This is a genomic window from Bacillus sp. FSL K6-2861, from assembly GCF_038630725.1.
Classification (GTDB): domain Bacteria; phylum Bacillota; class Bacilli; order Bacillales; family Bacillaceae; genus Bacillus; species Bacillus velezensis.
The window spans coordinates 1051630-1073452 of record NZ_CP152037.1 but is presented as its reverse complement, the minus strand read 5'-3'; the positions used below and the strand labels follow the sequence as shown (position 1 = coordinate 1073452).

Genomic DNA, 21823 nt, shown 5'->3' with positions numbered 1-21823 from the left:
GCACTCACCCATCTCCGGAGCTTTTTTTGCGTTTGCGATAAGAAAAATGAATGGATTATGAGAAATAATTCATTATTTATTTATCTCAAAATCTATACTATAGTAATAGTAAGGTTAACGAGCTTAACAATTTAATATGAATGTTTCAGGAAGAAGGGTTTTCATTGAAGAAAGACAAACATCTCCTTACGGATATCTGGTTTATTCTCATCAGTGCGGCAGGGGGGTTTCTTCTTTCGCTTACAGGGATGTCGATCGCCTGGATGCTCGGAACGCTGGCCGCCGGCTGCATCCTCTCCATGACGAGGCCCCGCTGGCTGTTCATGGCGCCTGACAGAAGAGGGATTCACCGCAGATGGCTTGCCGCGGGACAAATGATCCTCGGCATCGAACTCGGCCAGAAACTGAACCTGTCCGTTCTGTCGGTTTTACGGGAGCATTGGCTTCCGGTAGGCTTCATGCTGATTTTTTCTATCGTGATGGCGCTTGTTTCCGGATATGTGCTCTTTCGGTTCAGCCGGACAGACATGATGACAAGCTTTGTAGGCACGGCGCCGGGCGGTTTATCCGCCATGCCGGGTATCGCCCAGGAAGTCGGCGCAAACACCGCGATTGTAAGCCTTATTCAGCTGACGCGCGTCCTTTTGGTCGTCATGACAATACCGTTTCTTGTCATTTTCTTATTTACCAAACAAAACGGTGCAGCTCAGACATCAGCCGGAGCCGTTTCGGCAGGAGCTTCACATCCGGGCCTTACTCCCGTCTTGTTAACGGCCGGATTTATTTTGGCTGCCTGGCTTGCAAGCAAAGGCGCAAAACGGCTGAAATTTCCCGCCCCTTGGCTGCTCGGCAGCATGATTGGCGTTGCTGCTGCGGAAATCGGCGTGTCCGCCTTGGCGGGCAAAGACATGCTGGCCTGGTGGCCGCCGGAAGCGAACCAGCTGTCACAAATTTTTCTCGGCGCCACAATCGGATCAAAAATGTACAAAAGTATGTTCACCGGTGTGACGAGAGTGCTGACCGTCGGATTTATTTCTTCCGTCGGATTAATCGCCGCCATGATTCTGAGCGCGATTGCGGTTTCTAAATTAACGGGCATCTCCATGATTACATCTGTTCTCGCCTTTTCTCCCGGCGGGATCGCCGAGATGGCGGCGACTTCGATCACCCTGCACGAAGACTCGACTTTCGTCGTCGCGGTTCAGGTCATCCGGATCGTTCTCGTCATCGCCATGCTTCCGCCCTTCTATCGGCTGCTGCACCACCTTTCTCAGCTGAAACGGGCACACGGTGAAAGAGGCCGGGCAGAAAGAGGAACATGATCCGAATAAAAAAACACGCATCCATATGCGTGTTTTTTATTTGAACAGCTCTCCGCCGCCATTTACAGACCGCCAGTTTGCTGAAAGATCACGGAACAGCCGTTCAGCAAATAACAGTTCTTCATCTGTATAGCGGTCTAAAAACGCCAAGAGCCGCTTTTTTATCAATTCATGATATTCATGATGAAGAGAATGCAGCTCTTTCCCGGCAGGAGTCAGCCGGAAATAGACTTCTTTTTTATTGTCGCTCAGCCGGGTCCTGCGCAGAAAGCCGGCTTCCAAAAACTTCGCGCAGCTTCTCGACACGGTCGGCTTTGTCGTCTTCATTTTTTCCGCTATTGACGTGACATTGATCGGTTCATGATCTCCGATACACGACAAAATGTGAATTTCCGTCAAAGTCAACTGTAATTTTTTTCCATTTTCTTCACGGAGTTCGTCCATCCGTCCGGCCAACGACGCCCTGATGTCCTCCTGACACCTCTCCTGCTCGTGAAAAATATCTGTCAGCCCTTCAAGAATCATGTGTTTTGCATGGTCTGGCTGTCTTCTGTCCAACTGCTGAATCACCCTTCCGTATTGATTGTTTCTTTTACTATAACGTTTTGTTACACAAGAAACAATCACACAGGCGCATAAAAGGGTATCAGATGAATCCCCATCTCTCCAAACCGGCCAGAACAGCTTCTTCCGCTTCACGTCCCGAGCCGCCGGCTGCCCATGCCGCGTGGCCGTCCGGCCGGATGAAAACGGCGTGGACGTCATCCCAATCGGCACGTGTTTCAGCAAGCTCCGCCCTGACAGCTGCCACGCTGTCCGTATCAATACCGGCGGGAATGCTCCCTCTTAATGACAAAAGCACAAAGGCGCCCTTATGAAGAAAATCATACAGCCGGGCCGGCCGCCCGTCATGAAGGGTCAATTCGATATCCGGCAGGCGTTTTCCGTTCAGGATATGCGGCGGCAGCTCCGCATCCGGTTCATAATGCAGATCAAGCGCGGATACTTTTCCCGCCAATAAACGGTTGGACTCCTGAAAATCCAGCAAAGCGGCCATCGTTTCTCTTAATGCCATCCCCGACTCGGTAAAATCCATGAGCTTTATCTGGGTTTTTATATTGTGCAATACTTCTTTTCCTGTGCTGTGCCTTTCCTGATGATAGCTGTCCAGAAGATAAGGCGCCGCTTTCCCCTTCATTTGCGCCGCCAGCTTCCAGCCGAGGTTGAAGGCATCCTGAAGCCCCGTGTTCAGCCCTTGGCCGCCTGCGGGAAAATGAATGTGCGCCGCATCACCGGCCACAAAAACCCGGCCTGATCGGTACTGCTCAGCCTGACGCTCGGCATTGCCGAACCGCGACGTCCATACCGGATCACCCAATCCGAAATCAGTGCCGCATATCCGCCGCAGGTCTTCTTTCAGCTCATTTTCGGTGACCGGCTCTTCCTTCCGCTTTTGCGGAGCGTGCGGAGAAACGATGAGGACGCGGAAAAGTCCGTCCGTAAGAGGGACAATCACAACCGATCCCTCCAGGCGGCACGTTGACAAAAAGGAAGATTCGGGCGGATGTTTCAAAGCGGCATCACAGAGGGTTCCTGTTAAGTCGGCATCAGTGCCCGAAAAAGCGATGCCCGCCTGTTTCCTGACAATGCTCCCCGCTCCGTCTGTACCCGCGGCATATAAGCTGTGAAGAGTGCGGATCCCGCTTTCGTCCCGGAACACCGTCTCCACTCCGTCATCCGTCTGGGTGACAGCCACCGCTTCCGCCCCGCGGATGATGTCTGCGCCGAGACTTGATGCATACTCCTCCAAAATCCGCTCCGTTTCTGCCTGAGGCAGCATTAACGAATAATTCTGCTTCGTATCCAGCCGAGAAAAATCCAGCCGTGTATCCAGCATGGAAAAATGGCCGGAAGACACCTTCGTCCCTTTTTCCAAAAAGCGTTCCAATATGCCTCTCATGGCAAAAAGCTCAAGTGTGCGCGGATGCATGATAAGCGCTTTGGAATATGGCACCGTCTTCTTCAATCGTTCAATAACAGTCGTTTTCACTCCGGCCAGCGCCAGTTCTGATGCAAGCATAAGTCCGACCGGACCTCCCCCGATAATGGCAGCCTGTGTTTTCATCTCATCAGCCCTCTTTCATATTTTTTGTTACACGGGTAACAAAATCACCAAAAAATAAAACGCCTCCTTTTTGTTTCTCGCGTAACAATTTTCATTATAGTCTTCCCTCTGCTTTTTTTACAATCATTTCCGAAAAAAAGACGCCGTTTACTTGGCGTCTGATTCACTGATGACTCCGACAATGTCTTTATCCTTAATCGGACCGAAATGACGGCTGTCGAGGCTGTATATGCGGTTGTCGCCAATAACAAAGTATTGTCCCTTCGGTATGCTTTTGCGCCCGGTCGTTTCCTTCAGCGTATAATCACCGGTCACATGGCTCCCGGCGGACAATGATGACTTTAACGGTTTTAAAAACGGTTCCGCCACCCGTTTTCCATTCACATACAGCTGATCCTCCCTGTATGCGATTGACTCGCCGGGGAGCCCGATGACACGTTTGATCAGCACTTTGCGGTGCGGGCCTTTGAAGAGGACAATATCGAAACGGCGGATCGTTTTGTAACGATGGGAAAACTTGTTGACCATCAGCTCATTTCCTTGTTTAAAGGTCGGATTCATGCTGATTCCTTCGACTTTATAATCAATAAAAATGGCATTCTTTAATTGTATGGCCAAAACAACGATAAGCACGCCGGCTATAAACCAAAATCGTTTTTTCAAGATTCCTGTCTCCCTCCGTCTTTCTCATGCTGACTGATTCTCATCTGTAAACGCCGTTCGATATGCTTCCCGGCATACCACAGCACCGCGATCACCATTATGGCGCCCGCCATCCTGAAAGGCTGTGTCATGAGTGCGTGAAGATCATATCCGATAAAGCTGATCATAAAAATCATGACCATTTTCCCCATAGCGGCTGCTGATATAAACTGCAGCGCCCCGACCCGTGACAGGCCGGCAACGATATGAACCGCAGCGGACGGCGTAAAGGGGAAGCAAAGTAAAATAAACAGCGGACCGAAACCGTGCCGCTCAACCCAGAGCATCATCCGCCTTATGGTCTGATGCCTGCGGATGAAACCGAAAGCTCTTTTCTGTCCGAAACGGCGGACGGCATAAAACATCAGCATCGATCCTGCCGCAGATCCGAGCCACGACAGAAAAAAACCTTCCCATAACCCAAATGCATTCGTATTCGCCACCACAAATACAACAAGCGGCAAAAACGGAAGAAACGCTTCAATAAAAGGCAGTGCAACCGCAGCCGCCGGGCCGAAAGCTCTATAGCTTTGGAACCATTCCGTCAGCTGTTCCTCAGTCAAATATGATAAAAATTGCTCCAACGTTTATACTCCTTAACGAGTTTGTCTATCCTTATTCTACACATTATCTCCAAAAAACGAAAATGTTTACGAGATTTTCCGACTTGAAATATCGTGTAAGCGAGTATAAAATAAGAACAAACGTTCTCTTTTTTTAAGAAAGAAGGAGTATTTATGCCTGACATCCGGAGCGGCACCCGCGATCTCATCGAAAAAGGGCTGTTTCTGCCCATGGCGGCTGCCATCCTGAACCGGGACCTCGAAGCGCTTGATTCGTGCCCGTTCAAATTAAAACAACCCTATAAACAGCTTATCAGCTGCTCTTTAAAATTAGCACAAAAGGATTTGAGTGATGTTCGAAAAGAGTTAAGAAAGCGTAAAATTAAAATATACGAAGCGGAAAGAGACGAAGCATTTACGCTTTATATATGCACCATTAACGGCTATGAAGAAAAACACCGTTATTTCAACCCGAGAATACGGGAACAGGTAACCGCCTTATTAGAATATTACCTGTCTCTTGCGACCATTTAAAAAGCAGCCGGGACTGCTTTTCCTTTTCAGTTGATAAATTTCAGACTATTCACACTATACATTCGACATGATTTTCTTTATAATCGGGACACGCTGTTTTCAATGAAAAGGAGGAATGTTATGAAACTGATTCATGTTCTCGCCGCCCTGCCCTTTTTCGGAATTCTCGCCGGCATTCCATTTGCCAACCGGGTGACGCCTTATGTTTTCGGAATGCCTTTCATTCTCGCGTATGTCGTCATCTGGGCGGTGCTGACTTCCGTTCTGATGGCCGCCGTTTACAAATTGGACAAAGAAAACAAGGCGGGTGAGGCGGAATGAACGCAGCATTTCCCGTAATGGCCGCCGTGCTCCTGTTTTGTGTGTATCTCGGAATCCGGGCCCGAAAAGGAAAACATATGGACCTTGAACAATGGACAGTGGGCGGACGCGGCTTCGGCACGATGTTTGTCTTTTTATTAATGGCGGGAGAAATATACACGACCTTTACATTCCTCGGCGGAAGCGGATGGGCTTACGGAAAAGGAGGCCCCGCCTTTTATATTATCGCGTACGGCTGCCTTGCCTACATTTTGTCATATTGGCTTCTGCCAGCCGTGTGGACTTACGCCAAACAACACAAACTGATGTCGCAATCAGATTTTTTTATTTCAAAATACAACAGCCCGCTCCTCGGCATTCTCGTATCGCTCGTCGGCATCGCATCCCTCATCCCCTATCTCGTCCTGCAGCTGAAAGGGCTCGGATTAATTGTTTCAGCAACGTCATACGGACAGATTCCGCCCTCCGCCGCTGTCTGGATCGGCGCTGTCTCCATCACGATTTATGTGATGATATCAGGAATCCACGGTTCAGCGTGGATATCAGTCGTTAAAGATATCATGATTTTAGGCATCGTCCTGTATTTAGGCATTTATCTGCCCATTCATTACTATGGCGGGTTTACGGAGATGTTCAAACAAATTGACGCCGCAAAACCCGGTTTTCTCACGCTGCCGGAAACCGGACAGAGCGTTTCCTGGTTCAGCTCAACGGTTTTGCTGACCGCCCTCGGCTTTTATATGTGGCCCCATACTTTTGCCGCTTCCTATTCGGCGGAGCATCCGCGGGTGTTTCGGAAAAACGCGATCATCATGCCTCTTTATCAGCTCGTCCTGCTGTTTGTCATCTTTACCGGATTTGCGGCGATTCTGCAGGTGCCCGGTTTAAAAGGGGCGGACACGGATCTCGCCTTATTAAAGCTGTCTGTGAAAACCTTTGATCCCTGGTTTGTCGGACTGATCGGATCGGCGGGCATTCTGACGGCGCTTGTACCCGGTTCAATGATATTAATGGCCTCAAGCACGCTGTTCGCCAAAAATGTGTACAAAGCCATTCTGCCCGGCACGACTGACGACAAAGTCTCACGGCTCGCAAAATACGCCGTACCCGTCATCGCGCTGATATCCGTATATTTTACGCTGAAAGGCGGAAATACCATCGTCACCTTGCTTTTAATGGGCTACAGCCTTGTCACCCAGCTTTTCCCCGCCCTCTTATTCAGCCTGCCGAAGCGGCGTTTCATCACAAGCCACGGCGCTTTTGCCGGCATAACGGCCGGGGTCGGAACGGTGGCCTTCATTACGCTGACCGAATCAACCATCGGAACCCTCTTTCCGTTTCTTCCGCAGATCGTTAAAGATATGAATACAGGCATCATCGCACTGGTTCTGAACATTGTCGTCATGTTTGCAGTCAGCGCCGCAGTCAGAAAAAAACAAATCAGCGCAGCCGAAAAGGCGGCTTAAATGGTAAGATAGCGGTAAGATACACGAAAGGGGAAAAACGCATGATCATGACAACGACCGAAACCGTCGCCGGAAAACAGATTACAGAAGTGAAAGGCTTGGTGACAAGCAGTATCGTCCAGTCCCGTCACATCGGAAAAGACTTGCTTGCAGGCTTAAAATCTGTCGTCGGCGGCGAATTAAAAAGCTATACCGAAATGCTGGAAGACTCCAAAAAAGCGGTGAAAGAGCGGCTGATCAGAGAGGCGGAGCAGCTCGGAGCGAACGCCATCGTCGGCCTGCGGTTCGAACTGACCGCAGGACAGAACACATCCGAATTAATCGGATACGGAACCGCCGTCACCGCCGAATCCATTTAAAAAACAAGCCTCTTTAAAGAGGCTTGTTTTTTTATTTCTCACATGCGATATAGTCTTTATCTCGGTCAAGTCTTTTATTTGCATTGTAAAGCGCTTTTGATACATACGGCTTGTACTTTGTTCTGCCGCCCTTGTTTTTCACTTTCGACGATTTGGCCACGCCGCCCTTATACACCTTGTTCAGCGCCTTGCAGTTTTGATACGTTTTTACCTTTGTTTTCGCTTCTGCCGTCTGCCCCGCTCCGTATGAACATCCGAACACAAGACCGAAAGACAAAAGCACAGCTGCCGTCTTTTTCATTTCTATCCTATCCCCTCTCCTAAGTTATGCGGTATTGCTGAACATATCATAGTTCAAATAATATCCATTTACAAGATAAATAGGAAAATAGTTTTAATTTACGTCCGCCCGTATATCTTTTATGGAATTTTTCCCAAAACCTTTTATAATATGAATTGATAGCTCTATCTGACTATGATGATAGGAGGAGAAATGATGATGAAAAAAGGGCTTTTTGCGGGTGTGCTCACTACAGCCGTTCTATTCGGCACATGTACGGCGGAAATTCCGGGGGTGATCAGCCCCAATACGGCGGAAGCGGCGTCCCAGCTCAGCAAAGGAATCGGCGGAAGGGCCTACCTGCACAGCACGGGCTCAGTTCTCGTCACGAAAATTCAGCTTCCAAGCTCGATTCAGGTGTCAAATGGGACAGCCTATATTTACTCAGGGTTTACCGGAGGCACAGAGGCTGATATCGGACTTCAGTACAGTGACACCTATCATGTATGGAAACCGATCATGAAAGTCGGTTCAAAGGGACAAGGCCAGGTCCGGTATCTGGAAGGAGAAAGCCAATTCACCTATACGAAAGGCTTCCGGCCCGGCAGCACCGTACAGCTGACCATTTACAAAAATCTGAACGGCAATACCCGCGCCACATATTGGGGCACAAATAATGACGGATACACCGGCCGCATCATCTCAGAACTCTCCCAAACAAATGTAGGCTCTGTCTCAAAATGGAAAGCGCTCGCCACCGTCGCGGTCACATCAGAGGATCAGCGCCCTTACATCAAATCAAACTTCTCAACAGCCTTTACGAACATCACGATTGACAATAAAGCAGTCACACCTGTGATTGATACACAGGATTTTGCCAAATTGACAGTGTCAGGCAGCAGCGTCAGCATGTCTGTGGTCAAATAAAGAATTTTGAACGCAAGATTTCTGACATCGTGCGTTTCGTGAGGGTCTGCCGGATACCCAAATCCCTTATTTTTCGGATGACGTTTAATAAACAAACTCTGTTACATTCAAAATGTCGATTTCTATATAACAATTAGAGGAACCTCATTTGTTGAGGTTCCCCGTTATTCTCCAACTCACGCACCGGTTAACTTCACATACTGTCAGCCGGCTCAGGGCTGTCCAATTTTAGTTAGAATATAGCTTTAACAGGTCTTGTGCTGGAAAACGATCTGCATCGTTCGCCTCAACAAAATATGCCAACTGCCATTTTTGTGTTTCAATAGCTTGTTTGCTAGTGGGATTTTCCCATTTAGGGTAAACTCTAATTGCCATTTTTCCTTTTGTAGCGGCTGTTTTAAGGATATTTTGCTTTACAAGAACTTCTTTTGGAAAAATGAATTATCCAAAATGATTATTACTGGCAAAAGTATTGATAACCAATAAATCAGCAGCTTTTTTATATGAAAAGGCTTGATTTTTACCATCTCCATCTTTTTCCCAAAAAGCAACAAACTGTCCTATCTTGTCAGGCGTTATTTTTGCGACTCTGAATCGAACTGATTTTGAATGCAGCTGAAACATACCGGCCCCATACTCTGAGTTTTGAGCTTCTTCTTGAATATCATGTATCGTTAAGTGATTTGGTTCATAAAAAATTTTATTTACATGTGTTAACGCCTTATAAAATTCATTCACTGCTTCGTACTCCTTATTTTTTATAGTACGTCATCCATTGCTTCTTGATTAAAATGGGCTGATCATGTGTTTCCAATAAAAAAACAGCCCTCCTCAGGGTTGTTTTTTTAACATTCCTTTCATTATTTCCGCCAAAATGCTGAGCAGTCCGCCTTATCCTGAATATTGAATTGAATCATGCGTTCAAGCAGCTCATAATGCACCGGTTCAGTCCATTGAATTCTGAACAAACGGGAAGTAGCGCTGTAGCCGGCACAGGCAATGTCCTCGGCAAAATGCGCAATTCCAGCTTCTTCGGGGGAAACACTTACATGATGCTTCGCTGCCGCAAAGCCGATAATAAAGGTGCCGTGATCGGTAAACATCGGCGTGTTCCACTTGATCTGCGCTTCTAAGTTCGGAAATTGGTCAGCCGTCCACGACAGGATTTCCTCCATTCGCAGACGATGATCAGGGCTGTCGATACTTGATAAATAGTCTTTGAAAACGTCCATGTCTTCCTCCTTCAACATCACGTCCGCTAGCGCCAAAACCCCGGATTTTCAGCTTTTTCCTTGATGTTAAATTCGATGATCTTCTTAAGCAGATCATAGTGCACCGGATCAGTCCATCGAATTCTGAACAGGCGCGAAGAAGCGCTGTACCCGGCTTGAGCGATGTCATCGGCAAAATGCTCCATCGTCTCTTTTTCAGGTAAAATGCTCAAATGATTTTTTGCCGCGGCAAACATAATGATATAGGTACCGTGATCGGTAAATGTCGGTTTGTTCCACTTGATCTGCGCTTCTAAATTCGGAAATTGGCCAGCCGTCCACGACAAAATTTCCTCTGCTTTGAGACGGTGATCCGGGTTATCGATTCCTGATACATATTTTGCAAACACATCCATGCCCATCTCTCCTAAAATGAAATATCATTACTCTTTACATCATCATAGCCAACAGACGGACACGATACAACTCTGCCCGGGCATGTAAATCGAAAAAAGCCCTCCCCAAAAGGAGAGGACCCGTCCCTTCACATCACAGCTTTCTCTAATATCTCTCCCCCAGCTCCCGCAAAATAAAGTCGTAGATCATTCTTGTCCGCTCTTCTTTTGGATACAGCATGAATTCCTGCCGCTTCGGGATATGACTGCCCATCCTGTCCTGAAAAGTGGTTCTGAGATAGGCGGTTCTGTAAACCTGATTTTCAAAAGAATGATAGGATACTTCCAGCTCCATCGTTTTGCCGTTTGAGAACGTGACCGCTGTGTCATCAAATGCCGTCGGTTGAAAATCTTTAACATGCACATGAGATATCCAGCCGCATTGAGGCCTTGCAGAAGAAAGTGTAGGGAATAAAAAGATGTGATTTGAAGGGTCCACCATAATCGGCGGCTTGTGAGAAATTTTAATCGCTTCATATGTTCCCGCTTTTCTCCCGGCATAGCTGGAGCCAAAGTAGCGGCAGCTTCTGTCGATGATGTGAATCGGCTTCATACTGACATACAGAATGCAGTCTTTTTCAATGACCTTAGACCCCATTTTACCGTCTATTTCCTCAGGCAAAACAGCGATGGTTGAACGATTTACTTCATAGCTTTCTAAGGGTGCGTGTGTTTTCTGGCACATAATGTGCAGCCTCCAATCCTTTTCTTGAAAATTTATACTAATAATCTATCATCTGTCATTGGAAAACGACAGGTTTTTTTTGAATATAGCTAAAAATCACCTTTTAAAGATGTAATTTAGTCTTAAATTACTATTTAAATATTATTTTTCTTTTTCATTTCACCTCATTTATACGATGCTAATTTTCGTTTTTTCGTCAATTTGCAGGATATGTCGATATAATTCCAAGTATTAGTTGTCTAAAGATTATAAAAATTAATTGATTTTTCCGGCCGTTATCCATATACTATAAAAAAGGCATTGGGGGGATTCTTTATGAAAGAGAAAAAGTCGTACACTGAGCTCATGAAGTCCCGCAACACGCAAAAAGCAAACGAATTCGATGTGACAATGGCCGATATTTACATTCAAATGGTGCTTGATGAATCCTTGTATAAACGCCGGATCGCCATGCTGACCATGCAGATTAATAAGGCGCTTGATGATAAAAATAAAGAAGCGTTCCTCACGCTTTCAAAAGAATATGCCGCACTCAAACAGAGTGAATAAGCCAATCCATATGGATTGGCTTTTTTTACATTATCCGTTTACGATGGTGCCGCCGTTCACATGAATCGTCTGTCCCGTGACATAGGAAGAATCATCGCTTGCTAAGTACAAATAGCTCGGCGCCACTTCAACAGGCTCTCCCGGGCGCTGCATCGGCACGTCTGAGCCGAAGACTTCCACTTCCTTCGCCGAGAAGCTCGCCGGGATCAGCGGCGTCCAGATCGGCCCCGGAGCCACTGCGTTTACCCTGATGCCCTGAGTGACAAGAGATTGGGAAAGAGATCTTGTAAACGTGACGATCGCCCCTTTTGTCGCTGAATAGTCAATCAATGTTTTGTGGCCTTTATAGGCGGTAATGGAGGCCGTATTAATGATTGAACTTCCTTTTTTCAGGTGAGGGAGCGCGGCTTTCGTTAAGTAAAACATTGAAAAAATATTCGTCTGAAACGTTCTGATGAGCTGGTGGCTCGTGATTTTCTCAATCCCCGGCTGCACGTGCTGCTCACCTGCGTTGTTGACCAGGATGTCAATGGAAGGAAAGGCTTGGCCCGCCTGGCGGATGACATCGTTGCAAAAGGCTTCGTCGCCGACATCCCCTGCGATCAGCAGACACTTCGCCCCCTCTTTTTCTACATATTGCTTCGTCTCTTCGGCATCCTGATGCTCATCAAAGTAAACGATGACCACATTAGCGCCTTCCTTCGCGAATAAAACGGATACGGCGCGGCCGATTCCGCTGTCTCCGCCCGTGATGATCGCCGTTTTCCCTTCAAGTTTTTTCGCCGCTTTCGGTTTGTCAAAAACGGGGCGCGGGTCCATTACATATTCAAAGCCCGGCTGCCGATTTTGATGCTGCGGCGGCAAGGTTTTCTTCTTCTGGTTAGCCATTTTGATCACTCCTTTACATTAATTACTATATTATGAGTAATTTGAGCATCTTATACGAATTTCATGTATGAACAGAGTCTTATTGGAAAAATTAAGAATATACAACAGAGGAGGTAAATCTGAATTGACTACTTTTTCAAACGAGGAACCGGCTTCCTATTGGAAAGCAACAGCTGACATTCCTTCCTTTCCCGCCCTCACTGAAGATACGGAATGTGACGTTGCGGTTATCGGCGGAGGAATTACGGGCCTGACAACGGCATACGAACTGACGAAAAGAGGTTTCCGTGTCGCTGTCATTGAAGCAGACCGGATTTTAAACGGGACGACCGCGGGCACGACCGCAAAAATCACCGCCCAGCATGATTTCATCTATGCCGATCTTATTCAGCAGATCGGCCTGACCAGCGCAAGGCTGTATTTCGAAGCCCATCTCCGCGCCATGGAAGACATGAAGCAGATCATCAAGGACCTTTCGATTGACTGCAGACTGATTGAACAAGACGCATATCTTTACACCAATACAGAATCAGGCGTCAAAAAAATCCGCAGTGAGCAGGAAGCTTATACCAAGCTCGGTATTGAACACGAGCTTGTGAAAGAACTTCCCGTCCCCGTTGATTGCAGGCTCGGTCTCGCCATGAAGAATCAGGCGCAATTCCATCCGCTTTTATATGGTGCGGCGCTCGTTAAAGAGATCGTTAAAAACGGGGCGCGGATTTTTGAACAGACGGCTGCGATCGACATAAAAAAAGAACCGCAGCCGGAAGTGGTCACGAAAAACAGACACGGCATCAAGTGCAGCTATATTGTCTGCTCTTCCCACTTTCCTTTTTATGACGGAGGCGGGCTTTACGCCGCCAGAATGTATGCCAGCAGATCCTACGTACTGGCGGTAAAACCGAAACAAGCGTATCCGGACGGGATGTATCTCAGCATAGACAAGCCGTCCAGATCACTGCGATACACCGATTTGAACGGTGAAAAACTGGTTCTTGTCGGCGGCGAAAGCCACAAAACAGGCCAGGGAAAAGAAATGTCCGAGCATTACGAAGCGCTGAAACAATTTGCGGAAGACACAATCGGAGTTGAAAGCATCCCATATCATTGGTCTGCACAAGACCTTGTCACCATTGACAAAATTCCGTTCATCGGTCCCATCTCGGGCGATGAAGAACATATTTTGGCGGCGACAGGCTTTAAAAAATGGGGCATGACAAGCTCAGCGCTCGCGGCGAAGCTTTTGGCTGATCATATTCAAAACAAAAAGAACCCGTTTTCCGGCCTGTTTATTCCGTCACGCTTCCACGCAGATCCGGGACTGAAAAAACTGATTTCCTATAATGCCGACGTGGCCAAACACCTTATCTCGGGCAAACTTGAGAGGCCGGACGCTTCACCTGAGACTCTTCGGCCCGGGGAGGGAAAAATCGTAACGGTAAACGGCAAACGGGCCGGCGCCTATAAAGATGAAAAAGGCTGTCTGCACCTTGTCGATACGACATGCACCCATTTGGGCTGTGAGGTCGAATGGAATGACGGCGAACGGACGTGGGACTGTCCTTGTCACGGGTCCCGGTTCACACCCGACGGCGGGGTTGTCGAAGGTCCCGCCATCAAGCCGCTGAAGCGCCTCAGCCAAGATTAACTAAACCATTCTGTACGAATGGTTTTATTTTTTTGCATTAAAATATTTTTATCAGATTCCTTCATTCAAGTTCCTTCCATACCGATAAAAAGAAAAAGAGAATATCTGGGGGAACTTATATTGTTATTTAAAAAAGACCGCAAAAAAGAAACAGCTTATTTTTCGGAAGCCGATGGAAAAAAACGCATCGCGCTTTCAAATCAATATGCAGATGTCCAAAAACAGCTGAAAATGGTCAGGCTGGGAAACGAAGAACTTCATGTGCTTGAAGAGCTGCAGCCGTTAATTAAAGAACATATCTCAACAATCGTCGATTCCTTTTACCGAAACCTGGATCACGAAAAATCATTAATGACGATCATTAACGACCACAGCACGGTCGAGCGCCTGAAAAAAACATTACGGCGTCATATCCATGAGATGTTTGCCGGCACGATTGATGATGAATTCATTGAAAAAAGACAGCGCATCGCTTCCATCCATTTGCGGATCGGCCTTGAACCGAAATGGTATATGGGAGCGTTTCAGGATCTGCTTCTGTCGATGATGAACATATATGAAGCAACCATTCCGGATTTGCATGAGCTTTTAAAAGCGATCAAAGCGACGACGAAAATATTGAATCTTGAACAGCAGCTCGTCCTTGAAGCATTCCAGAGCGAATATAACTGCCAGCGTGACGAACAAGAGGAAAAGAAAGCCCGTCTTCATCAAAAAATCCAGGAAACATCCGGATCACTCGCTGATTTGTTTTCAGAAACGAGCAGAGCCGTGCAGGAGCTGGTCGATAAATCCGAGGGCATTTCCGAGGCGTCAAAAGCCGGCACCGTCACTTCCGTACATGTCGAAGAAAAATCAATCGGCGGGAAAAAAGAGCTTGAAAGCCAGCAGCAGCAGATGAATAAAATCGACGCCAGCCTTCTGCAGATTGAAGAAGAAATGGACAAGCTGAATGACATCGCCCAGCAGATCGAAAAAATCTTCGGCATCGTGACGGGGATCGCCGAGCAAACGAATCTCCTGTCACTCAACGCTTCAATAGAATCCGCGAGAGCCGGGGAGCACGGCAAAGGGTTCGCCGTTGTCGCGACGGAGGTAAGAAAGCTTTCAGAGGATACGAAAAAAACCGTTTCTACCGTATCAGAGCTTGTGAACAATACTAATACACAAATCAACATCGTGTCCAAACATATTAAAGATGTAAACGGACTTGTAAGTGAAACGAAAGAAAAAATGGCGCAGATCAACCGTCTGTTTGATGACATCGTCCAAAGCATGAAAACGAGCAAAGACCAGACAGGCAAAATCGACGTTGATTTGCAGGCCTTTCTCGGCGGCCTTCAAGAAGTCAGCCGCGCCGTTTCCCACGTTGCATCATCCGTTGATTCACTTGTTATCCTTACAGAAGAATAAAGACAAACCGATCGGCCTTTTTCATAAAGGGCCGGTCTTTTTAATGTTAACTTAAAATATAATAGAGTTGACATATATAAAGACTCGCTTTATTGTATAAACATATTTTGATAAGCTGGAGGAATACATAATGAAATTGACAGAAATGATGCATATTGCCGTGTTTACCGCCATTATGGGACTTTTGGGGCTGCTCCCGCCGCTTTTCTTATCCTTTACGCCGGTTCCGATTACGCTCCAGACGATCGGAGTGCTCTTATCGGGAAGCATCCTAAAACCGAAAGCGGCGTTTTTAAGCCAATTGCTTTTTTTGCTGATTGTGGCATGCGGAGCGCCTCTCCTTTCAGGCGGCAGAGGCGGGTTCGGGGTTTTTTTCGGGCCGAGCGCCGGATATCTCATCGCATATCCGCTGGCGGCATTACTGCTGAGCCTCAGCATCCAAGGCCTTCGCTCAGCTGCTGTCCCCCATTTGTTTATCAGACAGTTCTTGTTCGGCGTGCTGTTTTTGTATGTCATCGGCATTCCCGTTCAGGCTTTTATGATGCACATTGATATCTTAACTGCCGTAAAGCTCAGCCTCATCTATGTGCCCGGAGATCTGCTTAAAGCGGCCGCAGCCTCATTCGCAGCCGTAAGAATCAGAAAAACTCTTCAAGCAAGCCGACTTTTGCCGACGAAAGGAAGCTGATTTTAGTCATCATGATTACATCATCATATTCAGATACAGCCGGACAAGCGCCGGAACAGATCGCAATTCAGACAGAAACAGAACAGATCACCTATCAAACTTGGAACAGGCTGGTTAACCAAACCGCAAACTGGCTTGGCAGCCTTTTAGGTAAGCCGGAAAACATTGCAATATTACTGCCGAACGGCATCCCTTTTTTACAACTTTTCGCAGGGGCGGCGCATGCCGGCTGCACGGCGGTTCCGTTAGATCCCCGCTCGGCAGCGGCGGAACTCGCGGACCAGCTGAACATCAGCAAAGCCGGCCTCGTCATCTGTGACCGCCGGCTGAGCGGCAGACTGGACGGCGTCAAAACGCCTGTCATCCTGTGGGATGAATGCAGGCCTTTGATCGAGGCGGAAAAAACGGAAGGCGCTTTGATCAAAAACGCCGGCCTGCCCTTTTATACCGGATTCACCTCGGGATCGACCGGTAAGCCGAAAGCCTTCACCCGCTCTCACCGTTCGTGGCTGGAGAGCTTTTCTTGTACGAAACGTGAATTCGGCATTTCCCCTGATGACAAAGTGCTGGTACCGGGCACGCTTCGCTCGTCACACTTTTTATACGGCGCCGTCAGCACTTTGTTTATCGGCGGAACCGTCATCCTTCAAAGAAAATTCAACCCGGCCGGAATGAAAGACCGGCTCAGACAAGCTGACGTTCTATATACCGTTCCGACAATGACGGACGCCCTGCTCTCACTAGAGGCGTTTCCGGATACACCGCTCAAGGTGATTTCTTCCGGTGCAGACTGGCCCGCTTCGTCAAAACAAGCGCTGTCAGAGCGCTATCCCCATTTGCGGTTGTACGATTTTTACGGAACGTCCGAGCTGAGTTTCGTGGCGTTCTTATCGCCTGAAGACAGCGCCCGAAAGCCTGACGCGGCGGGCCGCCCGTTTGAAAATGTTACAATCGAAATCCGCCGGCCCGGCGGAGAACGCTGCATGCCGGGCGAAACGGGGAAGATTTTTGTGAACAGCCCGATGAAATTTTCCGGATACATCAACGGCGCAAAACCTGATGATTCCGGCTGGATGACGGTTGATGACATGGGATATATTGATCGTGAAGGCTATCTTTATATCAAAGGACGTGAAAACGGGATGATCGTATCAGGCGGCCTGAATGTATTCCCTGAAGAGATAGAACGTGTGCTCAACCGCTGTCCGGGCGTCAGAAAAGCGGCCGTCATCGGCATTCCTGATGATTATTGGGGCAGCATCGCCGTTGCGGTGATCGACGGAGATGCAAATGTAAAGGAACTGAAGAAACAGTGCCGCGAGCAGCTGGCGGCATATAAAATCCCGAAGAAATGGCTGTTTTCAGAAATACCGGAAACAGCCGGCGGAAAGATCGCCCGTGCCGCCGTACAAAAGCAGGCAAAGGACATGATGGAATGGAAGCTGTAATTACGGATGCGAAACGGACAATTTTCGCCCGGGAAAACGGCCTGTTAAAAGACTGTCTCCCAGAAGATTTGGCAGCTCCGCTGATCCGCCATTTGAGCCGGAACATGCCCGAAGACATTGATGAAGTCCTGATCGGAAACGCGACGGGCCGCGGCGGGAATCTCGCCCGGCTGTCAGCCTTGGCCGCCGGACTTCCTTTGAGCGTGTCCGGTACGACCATCGACAGGCAGTGCGGCTCCGGACTGGACGCCGTGAGGGTCGCGTGCCACTTTGTTAAAGCCGGTGCGGGGAGCACATACATCGCGGGAGGAGCGGAGAGCAGCAGCCGTTCCCCTTTCTCATCCCGGGCGCGCTTTTCTCCTGAACACATCGGCGATCCTGATATGGGCATAGCAGCAGAGTATACGGCACAGGCTTACGGCGTAACGAGAAAGATGCAGGACGAATATGCCCTTCTCAGCTATGAACGGAGCGTCAAAGCGCACGAAGACGGCTTGTACCGCCCGGAAATTCTTCCCTGTCACGGATTCGCCGCTGACGAAAACATGCTGAAAAAGCGGAACATGGAGCCTCTCATCTCCCGTGCCAAGCCCGTCTTTCAGTCCGGAGGCTCTGTCACCGCCGCCAACAGCTGCGGAATTTCTGACGGGGCGGCGGCAGTTTGTGTGATGGAAGAACAAAAAGCGCGGTCTCTCGGTTTAAAGCCGGGATTGCGTTTTATCGGAAGCGCGGTAAGCGGCGTCCATCCGCATTATCCGTCAGCAGCTCCGGTTTATGCCGTCAAAAAACTTTTGAAGGAACGGGACCTGTCACCGGATGATATTGATATATACGAAATCAACGAGGCGTTTGCCGTCAAAATATGCGTTTTTTCACAGCAGCTTCGAGTGCCGTATTCTAAAATAAATGTCAGGGGCGGCGCTCTGGCCGTCGGGCATCCGTACGGGGCTTCCGGAGCGGCGCTTGTCACCCGGCTTTTTTATGAAGCAAAAAGACGCCCGGATGCCCGCTACGCAGCAGCAGCGATCGGCAGCGGAGGCGGAGTCGGACTGGCGCTTCTCTTTGAAGTGTTAACGTAACGGCAGTATAATAGATGATATCGATAAAAAATGATCGGAGTGGAGACTTTATGACTGCCGTTTGTTTAGTAAGACATGGAGAGACTGATTGGAATGCCCAAAAGAAGCTTCAAGGCAAATCGGATATTCCGTTAAATGCGACGGGAGAGCGTCAGGCGAAAGAAACAGGAGAGTACTTAAAGGGGTCCGAATGGGATGTCATCGTCTCAAGCCCGATGAAACGGGCCAGAAAAACAGCTGACATTATTAACGGGTTTTTGAATCTTCCCATTGTGGTCATGGAAGATTTCAGAGAACGGAGCTACGGTGATGCGGAAGGAATGTCTTTACCGGAACGGTCGAAGCGCTACCCGGATAAAAACTACCCGAACATGGAGACAGCAGAAGAGCTGACAGACAGAATGCTTGCCGGTTTAGTGAAAGTTCAGGAGCGGTTTCCTGATCAAAAAGTACTGATCGTCGCTCACGGCGCAGCCATTCACGCCCTCTTGTCGGCCATTTCTGACGGTGATACCGACATCCAAAACGCAAAGCTTGTCAATGCGTGCCTAAGCAATATCGAACGAATTGAAAATAAATGGCGCGTCAAAGATTACAATGTAAGCAGCCACCTATCAGAATCATAACAAAAAGGCCCGAATTCAGTTTTGGGCCTTTTTGGCGAGCATTTTTTTCTGAAGATCATGTAATATGGCGTCCGCCCCGTCAATGCTCCGGCGCTCCGTCCATACCGCCCTGTCCGCGCGGTAAACGTGTCCGTTTTTTACGGCTGTCAGCTGTTTCCAGAGGTGATTTTTTTCGAGTTCTTTCTCACCGTCCAACAGTACGATGTAATCAGGATCGATATGCAAAAGCTGCCCGGGCGTCATCTTGATAGAGTCTGATTTCCCGCCGGAATCCGTCTGGACCGCATAGGTAAACCCTGCGAGCGTCAAAAGCCGGGACGTAAAAAACTGATCATCCTTTACGGAAATGCTGTCATTTGCAGCGTCAATTAATAAAATCGTGCCGCCTTCTGCATCCAGCTTTCTTTTGATGTCATTCAGCTTTTCTTCCTGAGCCGACAATTGTTTCTCTATGATGCCATCTTTACCGACCGCCTTTTCAATAGTAAGGGCAGCGTCAACCGCATCCTGATAATCCGCAGCTTCATTTTTTAAAGCGATTGTCGGAGCGATCTTTGTCAGTTTTCGGTATATCCCCCTGTGAAGGCTTGAGTCTGCAATGATGAGATCGGGCTTTAACGAAGTGATCTTTTTCAAATCGGGATGTGACGGGGGCCCGACGGACGGACTGCCGTCGTTTCGCTCTGTCCGATTATCCGCCGCAGCCACAGGCTTTATGCCGAGATCATGGAGAATATCATTAAAGCCCGGATTCAACACGGCAACGCGCTGCGGGTGCGCAGCCACATGCGCCGTCCCCAGATCGTGCCTGACGGCGGTTTCATGTTCCTGTTCTGAGCATGCCGTTATGAAGAGAACGGATAAGATCATCAGCATACTGAAAATTGGTTTCATCTGTTCCCCCTCTTTCGTTTTTCCGCAATTATATCATTGACAATATAAGTATCAATGATATTCATTATCATTATTTTTATAAAATGGTTTCACAGCTTTTCTCCGTCAAGAAAGCCGAAGACTGATTCATGCCGCCCGCTTTATTTCATTCCTCTTTCGTTTCCATCAGACTTCTGCATTCAACAAAAGGTGACATTTATCCTGTTTTTGCCGCAGCTTCCAAAAATGGAATCAAACCGTTCGACCCAGCAAACAAGAGAGCGATTGCGGCTGTGTACAAATACTCATGTCCTTCCATCGGTTTTTTCCATTAAAATTTAAATATTTCGGGTTCCTATTAAACGAAAGAGAGATGATATACCTAAATAGAAATAAAACAAATTGAAAAAAATTGGGTCTACTAAAATATTATTCCATGCTATACAATTAATCCACAGAATAATCTGTCTATTGGTTGTTCTGCAAATGAAAAAAAGGAGAGGATAAAGAGTGAGAGGCAAAAAGGTATGGATCAGTTTGCTGTTTGCTTTAGCGTTAATCTTTACGATGGCGTTCGGCAGCACGTCTCCTGCCCAGGCGGCAGGGAAATCAAACGGGGAAAAGAAATACATTGTCGGATTTAAACAGACAATGAGCACGATGAGCGCCGCTAAGAAAAAAGATGTCATTTCTGAAAAAGGCGGGAAAGTGCAAAAGCAATTCAAATATGTAGACGCAGCTTCAGCTACATTAAATGAAAAAGCTGTAAAAGAGCTGAAAAAAGACCCAAGCGTTGCTTACGTTGAAGAAGATCACGTTGCAAAAGCGTACGCGCAGTCCGTGCCTTACGGCGTATCACAAATTAAAGCCCCTGCTCTGCACTCTCAAGGCTTCACCGGATCAAATGTGAAAGTAGCGGTTATCGACAGCGGTATCGATTCTTCTCATCCTGATTTAAAAGTAGCAGGCGGAGCCAGCATGGTTCCTTCTGAAACAAATCCTTTCCAAGACTACAACTCTCACGGAACTCACGTTGCCGGTACAGTTGCGGCTCTTAATAACTCAGTCGGTGTATTAGGCGTTGCGCCAAGCGCATCTCTTTACGCTGTAAAAGTTCTCGGCGCTGACGGTTCCGGCCAGTACAGCTGGATCATTAACGGAATTGAGTGGGCGATCGCAAACAATATGGACGTTATTAACATGAGCCTCGGCGGACCTTCTGGTTCTGCAGCGTTAAAAGCGGCAGTTGACAAAGCCGTTGCTTCCGGCGTCGTAGTCGTAGCGGCAGCCGGTAACGAAGGCACTTCCGGCGGCTCAAGCACAGTGGGCTACCCTGGTAAATACCCTTCTGTCATTGCGGTAGGCGCTGTTAACAGCAGCAACCAAAGAGCATCTTTCTCAAGCGTAGGTTCTGAGCTTGATGTCATGGCACCAGGCGTCTCTATCCAAAGCACGCTTCCTGGAAACAAATACGGCGCGTACAATGGTACGTCAATGGCATCTCCGCACGTTGCCGGAGCGGCTGCTTTGATTCTTTCTAAGCACCCGAACTGGACAAACACTCAAGTCCGCAGCAGTTTAGAAAACACCACTACAAAACTTGGTGATGCTTTCTACTACGGAAAAGGGCTGATCAACGTACAGGCGGCAGCTCAGTAAAA

Annotated in this window: 24 protein-coding genes and 1 pseudogene; 14 read left to right on the top strand and 11 right to left on the bottom strand. The window is 48.0% G+C overall.

Annotation, left to right across the window (positions count from 1 at the left end; genetic code table 11):
- Nucleotides 1-164 precede the first annotated feature (164 nt).
- Nucleotides 165-1322 carry an AbrB family transcriptional regulator gene (locus tag NYE62_RS05355; protein ID WP_033574498.1) on the top strand — a complete coding sequence of 386 codons (1158 nt, stop codon included), beginning with the start codon at nucleotides 165-167 and terminating at the stop codon, nucleotides 1320-1322.
- Between the two features lie 36 nt (nucleotides 1323-1358).
- On the opposite strand, the gene NYE62_RS05350 is transcribed toward NYE62_RS05355, so the two are convergent.
- The 4 genes from NYE62_RS05350 to NYE62_RS05335 all read right to left on the bottom strand — a co-directional run bounded on the left by NYE62_RS05350 (nucleotide 1359) and on the right by NYE62_RS05335 (nucleotide 4733).
- Nucleotides 1359-1880, bottom strand: coding sequence for a MarR family transcriptional regulator (locus NYE62_RS05350; RefSeq protein WP_012117244.1), 522 nt, complete (start codon nucleotides 1878-1880; stop codon nucleotides 1359-1361).
- Nucleotides 1881-1968: 88 nt separating this feature from the next.
- Nucleotides 1969-3447: a monooxygenase gene (locus tag NYE62_RS05345; protein ID WP_039252071.1), complete on the bottom strand. Its 1479-nt coding sequence runs from the start codon at nucleotides 3445-3447 to the stop codon at nucleotides 1969-1971.
- A 147-nt stretch (nucleotides 3448-3594) separates the two neighbouring features.
- Entirely contained in the window at nucleotides 3595-4110 is a 516-nt protein-coding gene (gene lepB / locus NYE62_RS05340; protein WP_003155158.1) for a signal peptidase I, read from the bottom strand.
- Nucleotides 4107-4733: a TVP38/TMEM64 family protein gene (locus tag NYE62_RS05335; RefSeq protein WP_031378467.1), complete on the bottom strand. Its 627-nt coding sequence runs from the start codon at nucleotides 4731-4733 to the stop codon at nucleotides 4107-4109. The genes lepB and NYE62_RS05335 overlap by 4 nt, the downstream gene beginning before the upstream one ends.
- A gap of 153 nt (nucleotides 4734-4886) precedes the next feature.
- Here NYE62_RS05335 and NYE62_RS05330 point away from each other — a divergent pair, with 153 nt between their 5' ends.
- The 4 genes from NYE62_RS05330 (at nucleotide 4887) to NYE62_RS05315 (ending at nucleotide 7392) form a co-directional block, all read left to right on the top strand.
- The gene (locus NYE62_RS05330) at nucleotides 4887-5246 is read left to right on the top strand and encodes a hypothetical protein (RefSeq protein ID WP_012117241.1); all 360 of its coding nucleotides are present in this window, start codon (nucleotides 4887-4889) and stop codon (nucleotides 5244-5246) included.
- Nucleotides 5247-5366: 120 nt separating this feature from the next.
- Nucleotides 5367-5567 carry a DUF3311 domain-containing protein gene (locus NYE62_RS05325; protein ID WP_007409181.1) on the top strand — a complete coding sequence of 67 codons (201 nt, stop codon included), beginning with the start codon at nucleotides 5367-5369 and terminating at the stop codon, nucleotides 5565-5567.
- The gene (locus NYE62_RS05320) at nucleotides 5564-7033 is read left to right on the top strand and encodes a sodium:solute symporter (RefSeq protein WP_039252077.1); all 1470 of its coding nucleotides are present in this window, start codon (nucleotides 5564-5566) and stop codon (nucleotides 7031-7033) included. Before NYE62_RS05325 ends, NYE62_RS05320 begins: the two co-directional genes overlap by 4 nt.
- 41 nt (nucleotides 7034-7074) lie before the next feature.
- Nucleotides 7075-7392, top strand: coding sequence for a YbjQ family protein (locus NYE62_RS05315; RefSeq protein WP_003155166.1), 318 nt, complete (start codon nucleotides 7075-7077; stop codon nucleotides 7390-7392).
- Nucleotides 7393-7423: 31 nt separating this feature from the next.
- Here NYE62_RS05315 and NYE62_RS05310 read toward each other — a convergent pair whose 3' ends face one another.
- On the bottom strand, nucleotides 7424-7693 hold the full coding sequence (locus tag NYE62_RS05310; protein WP_003155168.1) for an excalibur calcium-binding domain-containing protein: 270 nt from the start codon (nucleotides 7691-7693) through the stop codon (nucleotides 7424-7426).
- Nucleotides 7694-7888: 195 nt separating this feature from the next.
- On the opposite strand from NYE62_RS05310, the gene NYE62_RS05305 reads away from it, so the two are divergent.
- Nucleotides 7889-8599 carry a YrpD family protein gene (locus tag NYE62_RS05305; RefSeq protein ID WP_342497279.1) on the top strand — a complete coding sequence of 237 codons (711 nt, stop codon included), beginning with the start codon at nucleotides 7889-7891 and terminating at the stop codon, nucleotides 8597-8599.
- A gap of 228 nt (nucleotides 8600-8827) precedes the next feature.
- On the opposite strand, the pseudogene NYE62_RS05300 reads toward NYE62_RS05305, so the two are convergent.
- The 4 genes and pseudogenes from NYE62_RS05300 to NYE62_RS05285 all read right to left on the bottom strand — a co-directional run bounded on the left by NYE62_RS05300 (nucleotide 8828) and on the right by NYE62_RS05285 (nucleotide 10950).
- Nucleotides 8828-9337 (bottom strand): annotated as a pseudogene (locus NYE62_RS05300) (MepB family protein).
- Nucleotides 9338-9459: 122 nt separating this feature from the next.
- Complete coding sequence (locus NYE62_RS05295; RefSeq protein WP_015239528.1) at nucleotides 9460-9831, bottom strand: iron chaperone; 372 nt, start codon at nucleotides 9829-9831, stop codon at nucleotides 9460-9462.
- 26 nt (nucleotides 9832-9857) lie between these two features.
- Nucleotides 9858-10226, bottom strand: a complete 369-nt coding sequence (locus NYE62_RS05290; protein WP_012117235.1) for an iron chaperone — start codon at nucleotides 10224-10226, stop codon at nucleotides 9858-9860.
- 145 nt (nucleotides 10227-10371) lie between these two features.
- A complete protein-coding gene (locus NYE62_RS05285) occupies nucleotides 10372-10950 on the bottom strand; it encodes a competence protein ComK (RefSeq protein ID WP_003155179.1) in 579 nt (192 codons plus the stop codon).
- Nucleotides 10951-11265: 315 nt separating this feature from the next.
- Here NYE62_RS05285 and NYE62_RS05280 point away from each other — a divergent pair, with 315 nt between their 5' ends.
- Nucleotides 11266-11499 (top strand): IDEAL domain-containing protein, encoded by a 234-nt coding sequence (locus tag NYE62_RS05280; RefSeq protein ID WP_007610478.1) that lies wholly within the window; start codon nucleotides 11266-11268, stop codon nucleotides 11497-11499.
- 30 nt (nucleotides 11500-11529) lie between these two features.
- On the opposite strand, the gene NYE62_RS05275 is transcribed toward NYE62_RS05280, so the two are convergent.
- Nucleotides 11530-12387: an SDR family oxidoreductase gene (locus NYE62_RS05275; RefSeq protein ID WP_007610477.1), complete on the bottom strand. Its 858-nt coding sequence runs from the start codon at nucleotides 12385-12387 to the stop codon at nucleotides 11530-11532.
- 124 nt (nucleotides 12388-12511) lie between these two features.
- Here NYE62_RS05275 and NYE62_RS05270 point away from each other — a divergent pair, with 124 nt between their 5' ends.
- The 6 genes from NYE62_RS05270 to NYE62_RS05245 all read left to right on the top strand — a co-directional run bounded on the left by NYE62_RS05270 (nucleotide 12512) and on the right by NYE62_RS05245 (nucleotide 19289).
- On the top strand, nucleotides 12512-14035 hold the full coding sequence (locus NYE62_RS05270) for an FAD-dependent oxidoreductase (protein ID WP_039252087.1): 1524 nt from the start codon (nucleotides 12512-12514) through the stop codon (nucleotides 14033-14035).
- A gap of 120 nt (nucleotides 14036-14155) precedes the next feature.
- Nucleotides 14156-15448 carry a globin-coupled sensor protein gene (locus NYE62_RS05265; RefSeq protein ID WP_007409192.1) on the top strand — a complete coding sequence of 431 codons (1293 nt, stop codon included), beginning with the start codon at nucleotides 14156-14158 and terminating at the stop codon, nucleotides 15446-15448.
- A gap of 130 nt (nucleotides 15449-15578) precedes the next feature.
- Nucleotides 15579-16136 (top strand): biotin transporter BioY, encoded by a 558-nt coding sequence (locus tag NYE62_RS05260; RefSeq protein ID WP_003155185.1) that lies wholly within the window; start codon nucleotides 15579-15581, stop codon nucleotides 16134-16136.
- A gap of 11 nt (nucleotides 16137-16147) precedes the next feature.
- Nucleotides 16148-17584, top strand: a complete 1437-nt coding sequence (locus NYE62_RS05255; protein WP_342497278.1) for an acyl-CoA synthetase — start codon at nucleotides 16148-16150, stop codon at nucleotides 17582-17584.
- A complete protein-coding gene (locus NYE62_RS05250) occupies nucleotides 17572-18663 on the top strand; it encodes an acetyl-CoA C-acyltransferase (RefSeq protein WP_032871120.1) in 1092 nt (363 codons plus the stop codon). Before NYE62_RS05255 ends, NYE62_RS05250 begins: the two co-directional genes overlap by 13 nt.
- Before the next feature lie 50 nt (nucleotides 18664-18713).
- Nucleotides 18714-19289 (top strand): histidine phosphatase family protein, encoded by a 576-nt coding sequence (locus tag NYE62_RS05245; RefSeq protein WP_039252097.1) that lies wholly within the window; start codon nucleotides 18714-18716, stop codon nucleotides 19287-19289.
- Between the two features lie 15 nt (nucleotides 19290-19304).
- Here NYE62_RS05245 and NYE62_RS05240 read toward each other — a convergent pair whose 3' ends face one another.
- Entirely contained in the window at nucleotides 19305-20183 is an 879-nt protein-coding gene (locus NYE62_RS05240; RefSeq protein WP_039252099.1) for an ABC transporter substrate-binding protein, read from the bottom strand.
- Nucleotides 20184-20672: 489 nt separating this feature from the next.
- On the opposite strand from NYE62_RS05240, the gene NYE62_RS05235 reads away from it, so the two are divergent.
- Nucleotides 20673-21821 (top strand): S8 family peptidase, encoded by a 1149-nt coding sequence (locus tag NYE62_RS05235; protein ID WP_007409199.1) that lies wholly within the window; start codon nucleotides 20673-20675, stop codon nucleotides 21819-21821.
- Nucleotides 21822-21823: the final 2 nt, after the last annotated feature.